Annotated in this window: 7 protein-coding genes; all 7 read left to right on the top strand. The window is 29.1% G+C overall.

What is annotated here, in order from left to right; genetic code table 11:
- Positions 1-102: 102 nt before the first annotated feature.
- A complete protein-coding gene (locus B3J31_RS01555) occupies positions 103-1,128 on the top strand; it encodes a low specificity L-threonine aldolase (protein ID WP_346867890.1) in 1,026 nt (341 codons plus the stop codon).
- Between the two features lie 262 nt (positions 1,129-1,390).
- Positions 1,391-2,581 carry a MerR family transcriptional regulator gene (locus B3J31_RS01550; RefSeq protein WP_346867891.1) on the top strand — a complete coding sequence of 397 codons (1,191 nt, stop codon included), beginning with the start codon at positions 1,391-1,393 and terminating at the stop codon, positions 2,579-2,581.
- Positions 2,582-2,709: 128 nt separating this feature from the next.
- The gene (gene arcA, locus B3J31_RS01545; RefSeq protein WP_346867915.1) at positions 2,710-3,942 is read left to right on the top strand and encodes an arginine deiminase; all 1,233 of its coding nucleotides are present in this window, start codon (positions 2,710-2,712) and stop codon (positions 3,940-3,942) included.
- Between the two features lie 159 nt (positions 3,943-4,101).
- Positions 4,102-5,097, top strand: a complete 996-nt coding sequence (gene argF, locus B3J31_RS01540; RefSeq protein ID WP_150843778.1) for an ornithine carbamoyltransferase — start codon at positions 4,102-4,104, stop codon at positions 5,095-5,097.
- A 149-nt stretch (positions 5,098-5,246) separates the two neighbouring features.
- Positions 5,247-6,182, top strand: a complete 936-nt coding sequence (gene arcC, locus B3J31_RS01535) for a carbamate kinase (RefSeq protein WP_150843779.1) — start codon at positions 5,247-5,249, stop codon at positions 6,180-6,182.
- Between the two features lie 238 nt (positions 6,183-6,420).
- Positions 6,421-6,705: an antibiotic biosynthesis monooxygenase gene (locus B3J31_RS01530; protein WP_150843780.1), complete on the top strand. Its 285-nt coding sequence runs from the start codon at positions 6,421-6,423 to the stop codon at positions 6,703-6,705.
- Positions 6,706-7,154: 449 nt separating this feature from the next.
- Entirely contained in the window at positions 7,155-8,054 is a 900-nt protein-coding gene (gene rocF, locus B3J31_RS01525) for an arginase (RefSeq protein ID WP_346867892.1), read from the top strand.
- Positions 8,055-8,129: the final 75 nt, after the last annotated feature.

Raw genomic sequence — 8,129 nt, 5'->3', positions numbered from 1 at the left:
ACATTATCATAAATCGATCAGACCTTTCATAAGTCTATTTAGCCTTTATTGATATTTCTATGGCAAAGTGATAGAATATGAAAAAATGGAGGTAATATTATTATGTATAGCTTTAAAAATGACTATAGTGAAGGAGCGCATCCAAGAATATTAGAGGCATTAATCAAGTGTAATATGGAGCAGAGTGAAGGTTATGGAGAAGATATATTTACAGCAAGAGCTATTAAGTTAATTAAGGAAAAAATAAGAAGAGAAGATGTAGATGTTCATCTTTTAGTTGGAGGAACTCAAACTAATCTTACTGCTTTATCGGCCTTCTTAAGACCTCATGAAGCAGTAATTGCAGCAAATACTGGTCACGTGCTAGTTCATGAAACTGGAGCCATTGAGGCTACAGGGCATAAGGTTATTTCTGTAGATGTGGAAGATGGAAAATTAACCAGAAAAAATATAGAAGCTGTAATAGAAGAGCACACTGATGAACATATGGTAAAGCCAAAACTTGTATATATTTCTAACTCTACAGAAATAGGAACAATATATAAAAGAGAAGAGGTAGAAGAGCTAAGTGAAGTGTGTAAAAAACACAATTTATATCTATATGTTGATGGTGCACGATTAGGCTCTGCACTATGTTCTAATGAAAACAATATGAAAATCTATGAATTAGCTCAATTAGTAGATGCCTTTTATATAGGTGGAACCAAAGGAGGAGCTTTAATAGGAGAAGCTCTTGTAATATGTAGAGATACTTTAAAAAAGGATTTCAGATACCATATTAAACAAAAGGGAGCTCTACTTGCAAAGGGAAGAATGCTAGGAATTCAATTTGAAGAATTATTTAAGGATAATCTATATTTTGATTTAGCAACTCACGCTAATAATATGGCGGAAATTCTTAAAAAGGGCATTGAAGATGCTGGTTACAGTTTTATGATAAATTCATCTAGTAATCAAGTCTTTCCTATACTCCCTAATAAATTAATTAATAGTCTTGAAAAAAAATACTTATTTATGATTTGGGAAAAAATCGATAAAGAGAATTCAGCTATTCGTCTTGTCACATCTTGGGCAACAAATGGGGAAAAAGTATTGGAGTTTATAGCTGATGTGAAATTATATAATTAATGTATAAAAAGATAGAAAACTAGATTTAACTAGTCAATTCTGTCTTTTTACTTTTATAACAATATAAGTATTAGATAGAAAGTTTGAAGTTAACTGAAAAAGTAAGAATATTATGCAAAATTATGATACAATTATTACATACAACACTAAGTATGTTGTATAAATGTAATAAAATTCATAAAAAGGTATTGACAGTTACCTTACGTAACCTTCTATTATATTAATATAGGGTAAGGTATACGATTGCTTTGGAGGGATAAATATGAATAGTGATGAATTTTATACCACTGGGGAATTTGCAAAGAAAGCAGGAGTTACCATTAGAACTATTAGATATTATGATAGCAAAGGAATTCTTAAGCCATCATATACTAATAACCTAGGATATAGATATTACTCTGATGAAGATTTTATAAAATTAAAAAAAATCTTAGCTTTAAAGTACTTGGGATTATCCTTAGATGAAATTATAAGTACAGAAAATTGTGATTATAAGAAAGAAGATATGATGAATTCTCTGAAACTTCAGAAAAGTATTATTAAAAATAAGATGAATAATATGAAGGTAGTATTAAATGCTATAGAAACAGCTGAATTTAGTATGAATGAGAACTCTAATATGAAATGGGAAGAGGCTATTGATGTAATAAAATCTTTAGAGAGTGAGAAGGAATTACTGCAACGTAGTAGAGATGCATCTAATTTAAATGAAGGTGTGAAGTTAATGGATAGATTCTCAACAAATAGGTATGGTTGGTATCCATGGGTATTTGATAATATGAAAATCAAAAAAAAGGATAAGGTTTTAGAAATAGGTTGTGGTAATGGAGTTCTATGGGCTAAAAATATGGACAATATACATGAGAGTATAGAGGTTACTCTAACAGAGATATGTGAAGATATGATAAATGAAGCAAAGTTAAATTTACGAGATAATTCTAAAAGGTTTAATTTTATAATAACTGATTTAACCTCATTACCCTTTGATGATAATAGTTTTGATGTAGTAATTGCTAATCATATATTATTTTTTATGAAAGATATAGATTTAGCTCTGGCTGAGATAAAAAGAGTTATTAAACCTAATGGAGTAGTATACTGTTCTACTATTGGAAGTAATCATTTAAAGGAGTTACAAGAATTAATGTTAAGCTTTAGTAGCAATATACGCATATATGAAGATAAGTTATCTTATAAATTTGGATTGGAGAATGGAGAAAAAATACTTAGTAAGTATTTTAATAACGTAGAGAAAGTTTTGTATGATGATAAGCTTATAGTTAATGACACCAATAATATATTAGAATATATTTATTCTATACCTGGAAATATATTAGACATTATTGATTCCAAGAAAAAAGAATTTGAAGGTTATATAAAAAAAATAATTGATAAAAATGGAGAAATTTATATAACCAATAGTTTAGGTTTATTCAAGGCTAAAAACATATAGAGTGTAAACTTTTACTTGTGTAAAACAATATTACATAATTTAATTTATTACTTAGGTTATGGGATATTGATATTATAAATAAAAAATTGTTAATTTAAATAAAGTAATTTTAATTAACAAAATATTGTATAAGAAAGGAAAGAGTTATGGGAATAAATGTTACAAGCGAAATTAAACCATTAAAAAAAGTCTTGTTGCATAGGCCAGGTGCAGAAATTGAGAATTTAACACCGGAATATCTGGAGAGATTATTATTTGATGATATTCCTTATTTAAAAGTAGCACAGGAAGAACATGATGCCTTTGCACAGGTTTTAAGAGACAATGGAGTAGAAGTTGTATATTTACATGAATTGGCAGCAAAAGTAATGGAAAACCCAGATGTTAAAGATGAATTTATTAAAATGTTTATAAAAGAAGCTAAAGTAGAGAGTGAACAAGTTAAAGAAGAATTATATAACTATTTAATTAGTTTTAATTGCAATGAAGAGTTAATTAGAAAGACTATGGCTGGAATTAGTAAGTCAGAATTGAAGAAAGCAAAAGCAAGGCATTTAGAGGATTTTTTAAATGAGGCATATCCATTTATTACAGATCCGATGCCAAATCTTTATTTTACAAGAGATCCCTTTGCATCCATTGGAAATTCAATAAGCTTAAATAGGATGTATTCTGAAACAAGAAATAGGGAAACTATATATGCACACTTTATATTTAAATATCATCCTGATTTTAAGGGAACTAATAGGCTTTATGACAGAGATTTTGATTATAATATAGAGGGGGGAGATATTCTTAATATATCTGAAAAGGTTCTTGCAATTGGGATATCTCAAAGGACAGCTCCACAGGCAATTGAAAAAATATCAGAGAGAATATTCTTTGAAACACCAGATAGCAAAATTGAAACTGTACTAGCATTTAAGATACCAAAGACTAGAGCATATATGCACTTAGATACAGTATTTACTCAAGTTGATTATGATAAATTCACTATTCACCCACAAATAGAAGGACCTCTTGAAATATTTGAATTAACAAAAGGGGAAAATGGAAAAGTGAAAATTACTAAGGAAAGTATGACATTACAAGAGGTGTTGTCGAAATATTTAGAATGCGATGTAAAGCTAATTCGATGTGGTGGAGGAGATTATGTAATTTCACAAAGAGAGCAATGGAATGATGGCTCTAATACTTTATGTATAAGACCAGGTGAAGTTATTGTATATTCAAGGAATTATGTAACTAACAAGATATTGGAAGAGCATGGGATAAAAACTCATGTTATACCATCATCCGAGTTATCAAGGGGACGTGGAGGTCCTAGATGCATGTCTATGCCTTTAATTCGTGAGGTTTAATAACACAAATATAATCAATATTTATTTTGTATTTTGAATTAACTAAAAATATAATATATTTGTAAAATAAAAAATCTTCTTTAAGTATTCAATAATTAAATACTGAAGAAGAATAAAATAAAATTATATAAAAAATAACATATTAGGGGGAGTATAACAATGGCAATTAATTTAAGAGGACGTTCATTTTTAAAATTATTAGATTTTACACCAGAGGAAATTAGATATTTATTAGACTTATCTAAGGACTTCAAAAATTTAAAGAGAGCTGGAGTATCTCATAAAAATTTAGAGGGAAAGAATGTTGCAATATTATTTGCTAAGGATTCTACTAGAACAAGATGTTCCTTTGAAGTAGGAGCTATGGATTTAGGTATGGGTGTTACTTATTTAGGACCTACAGGTTCTCAAATGGGTAAAAAGGAATCTATTGCAGATACAGCTAGAGTATTAGGTAGAATGTATGATGGTATAGAATATAGAGGTTTTGACCAAGAAATAGTTGAAGAATTAGCAGCTTATGCAGGAGTTCCAGTTTGGAATGGATTAACAACTGAATTCCATCCAACTCAAATGCTTGCAGACTTATTGACTATAGAAGAGAAGTTTGGAAGATTAAAAGGAATTAACTTTGTATATATGGGTGATGCCAGAAATAATATGGGTAACTCTTTAATGGTTGCTTGTGCAAAAATGGGCTTAAATTTTACAGCTTGTGCACCAAAAGAATTATTCCCAGCTGAAGAACTAGTTGAAACTTGCAAGGAAATTGCAAAGGAAAATGGATGTACTGTAACATTAACTGAAGATGTTATGGTTGGAACAAAGAATGCAGATGTTATCTATACAGATGTTTGGGTATCTATGGGAGAACCAGATGAAGTTTGGGAAGCAAGAATAAAAGAGCTAAGACCATATCAAGTAAATAGGGCTGCTATGGAAAATGCTAAACCAGAAGCTATATTTATGCACTGTCTACCAGCATTCCACGATTTAAAAACTGTAGTAGGAAAAGAAATGGGAGAAAAATTTGGAATGACAGAAATGGAAGTTACTGATGAGGTATTTGAGTCAAAACAATCTGTAGTATTTGATGAAGCTGAAAATAGAATGCATACAATTAAAGCAGTTATGGCTGCAACTATAGGGCTATAATAATTAAACCCCTTTCTTACAATTAAGAAAGGAAGGGGTTTACCCTATTATTTAATTAGCTAAACAATAAAATATTATATTTAAGGCATAGATAAAAATATAATAGTCTCAACATATTTTATATTTAAATTATATATGGGGTGAATTAAATGAAGGAACTAGTAATAGCTTTAGGGGGAAACGCCTTAGGAAAAACAGCTGAAGAACAATTAGATTTAGTTAAGCATACAGCAAAAACCATCGTTGATTTAGTAGAAGAAGGCTATAATGTAATTGTTGGCCATGGTAATGGTCCACAGGTTGGAATGATAAACTTAGCAATGGAATTTGCAGCAAATAATGGAGCAAATACTCCATTAATGCCTTTTGCAGAATGTGGTGCCATGAGTCAAGGATATATTGGATATCACTTACAACAATCCATTAGAACAGAGCTTATATCTAGAGGGATTAGAAAAAATGTTGCTACTGTAGTTACTCAAGTTGTAGTTGATGAAAATGATGAAGCTTTTAAAAACTTAAGTAAACCAGTAGGAATGTTCTATAGTAAGGAAGAAGCTGAAAAGATAGCTGCAGAAAAAGGATTTACATTTGTAGAAGATGCGGGTCGAGGATATAGAAGAGTAGTTGCATCTCCACAGCCTCAAAAAATTGTAGAGCTTGAAACAGTTAAACAATTAGTTGAACAAGGAACTATAGTTATTACTGTTGGCGGTGGTGGTATTCCTGTAGTAGAGGAATCTGATGGATCTCTTAGAGGTGTTGCAGCAGTTATAGATAAAGATAAATCAAGCGCAAAACTTGCAAAAGATCTAGATGCAGAAATGCTAGTTATTTTAACAGCTGTTGATAGAGTTTGTATAAACTTTAATAAACCAAATCAAGAAGAATTATCAGAAATTAATTTAGAAGAAGCAGGTAAATATATACAAGAAGGCCATTTTGCTAAGGGTTCAATGTTACCTAAGGTAGAAGCATGTATGGACTATGTTAAATTCAGTAATAATGGTAAAGCTTTAATAACTTCACTAGAAAAAGCTAAAGAAGCCTTACATGGTATTACAGGAACTATAATAGAAAAATAATCGAATTTTATCTGGGTAAAACTAGAGTATGAGGATTTAAAGCATCTGTGAAAGCTGTTTTAAGTCCTTATTTTATATGTAAATTTTAGTAAATGTGATATAATTCTTTTATAGGCTGTTTAACTATTTTTATATTTCTCTATTCTGTGAAGGTTAAAATATATGAAGCTTGAAGCAAGTATAGGGCGATATTATGGTGAACATTAATTAAAATAATTTATATTGGAGGTATATGAATATGGTTACTATTGTAGCAAAAAAGACTATAAAGAAAGATAAAAAAGAAGAATTTAAAAATTTAGCTAATAAACTTATAGAAGAAAGCAGGAAAGAAACTGGATGTATAGAGTATGATCTTTACGAAGATTTAAGAAAAAGTGATGTAGTTGCATTCATTGAGGTTTGGGAGAGTGAAGAAGCAATAAAGTTACATAACAATACAATACATTTTACTAATCTTGTACCAGAACTCTCTAAACTTCAAGAGGGAGAAACAGAAATAACTCTTTATAAAAAAATATAGATAGAAAGCCTATTTTAAAGATAATATTGAAATAGGCTCTATTATATTTGAGAAAGTATTCCTTAATTATAACTTGATGTATGTATAAAAATACATATTTTAATAACAGGCAATGGAATATATGAAAAGTTTAATATACTGAAATTTTTATAAAATATTCTTTAAAATGAAATGAAGTTTATTACATATATTATAAAACCTTTAAGTTAACCACATAATTATCCATTAGAACAGTGAATATTATAACAGTTATTATATAAAAATATATATATTCGATAAAATAAATATTAGTTTTCTATTGTAATTTTATTAGTTTTGGAATAAAGTAATAATTGCTGATAAATTTCTAGGTTATATTAGATAGATACATAATAGAAATAGGGATTTGAAAGTAAAATTTGACTGAATGCTAATATAACATAAGTGGCATTTTAACGGAGGGGATTTATATGGATATTAACTTAATTGGAGTACCTCTTTATTATGGATGTGATAGAGCAGGGGTAGAAAATGGACCGGATGAATTAAGAGAAAATGGAATTAAAGAATTATTAGAAAATCATAAAAATAAGGTATATGATTTAGGAAATATTTATGTTAATAATACAAAGGATAAGCAACCTTTTGCGGCCGGAGTAAATGCAAAATACATTAATGAAATTATAGAAGTAACTGAGAATTTGGCTAATTCAGTTTATAGTTCCCTATGCGGTGGAGGTTTCCCTATAACTTTAGGTGGAGATCATGCTTTAGCTATGGGAAGTGTTGCTGGTTCAAGTAGATATTTTCAGGGAGATTTAGCTGTAATATGGATTGATGCTCATGGAGATATAAATACCTTTGAGACAAGTCCTACAGGAAATGTTCATGGTATGCCATTAGCTGCATCCATGGGTTTTGGAGATGAATCTTTAACAAATTTATATTTTAATGGTATAAAAGTTAAAAAGGAAAATGTATTTATAATTGGAGCAAGAGATTTAGATGAAGGTGAACTTCAATTAATTAAAGATAAAAATTTAACTGTTTGGACTATGGATAAAGTAAGAGAAATAGGTGTAGATAAAGTGTGCAAGGATCTTTTGGAAGGTTTAAAAGCACGAGGAATAAATAATATTCATATTAGCTTTGATATAGATTCCGTAGATCCAGAATTAATAAAGGGTACAGGAACTCCAGTTCCAAATGGATTTAATATAAATGATGCAGAGAAGTTATTAACTAGTATATTTAATACTAGATTAGTTAAATCTATGGATTTTGTAGAATTTAATCCATGTTTAGATGATACTGATACTACGTTAAAAAGTTGTATGGCATTAATAAAAAAAATAGGTAAATTAATATAGATATAAAAATTAAATAATTAAATCTGTAGAAATGTAGTATACTATGTTTAATGATATATATTTATATCTAAGTTA

The organism is Clostridium sp. UBA5988 (assembly GCF_002435615.1).
GTDB classification, from domain to species: Bacteria; Bacillota; Clostridia; order Clostridiales; family Clostridiaceae; genus Clostridium_J; species Clostridium_J sulfidigenes.
Note: the sequence above shows the minus strand (reverse complement) of the source record. Positions and strands in the feature narration are given on the sequence as shown.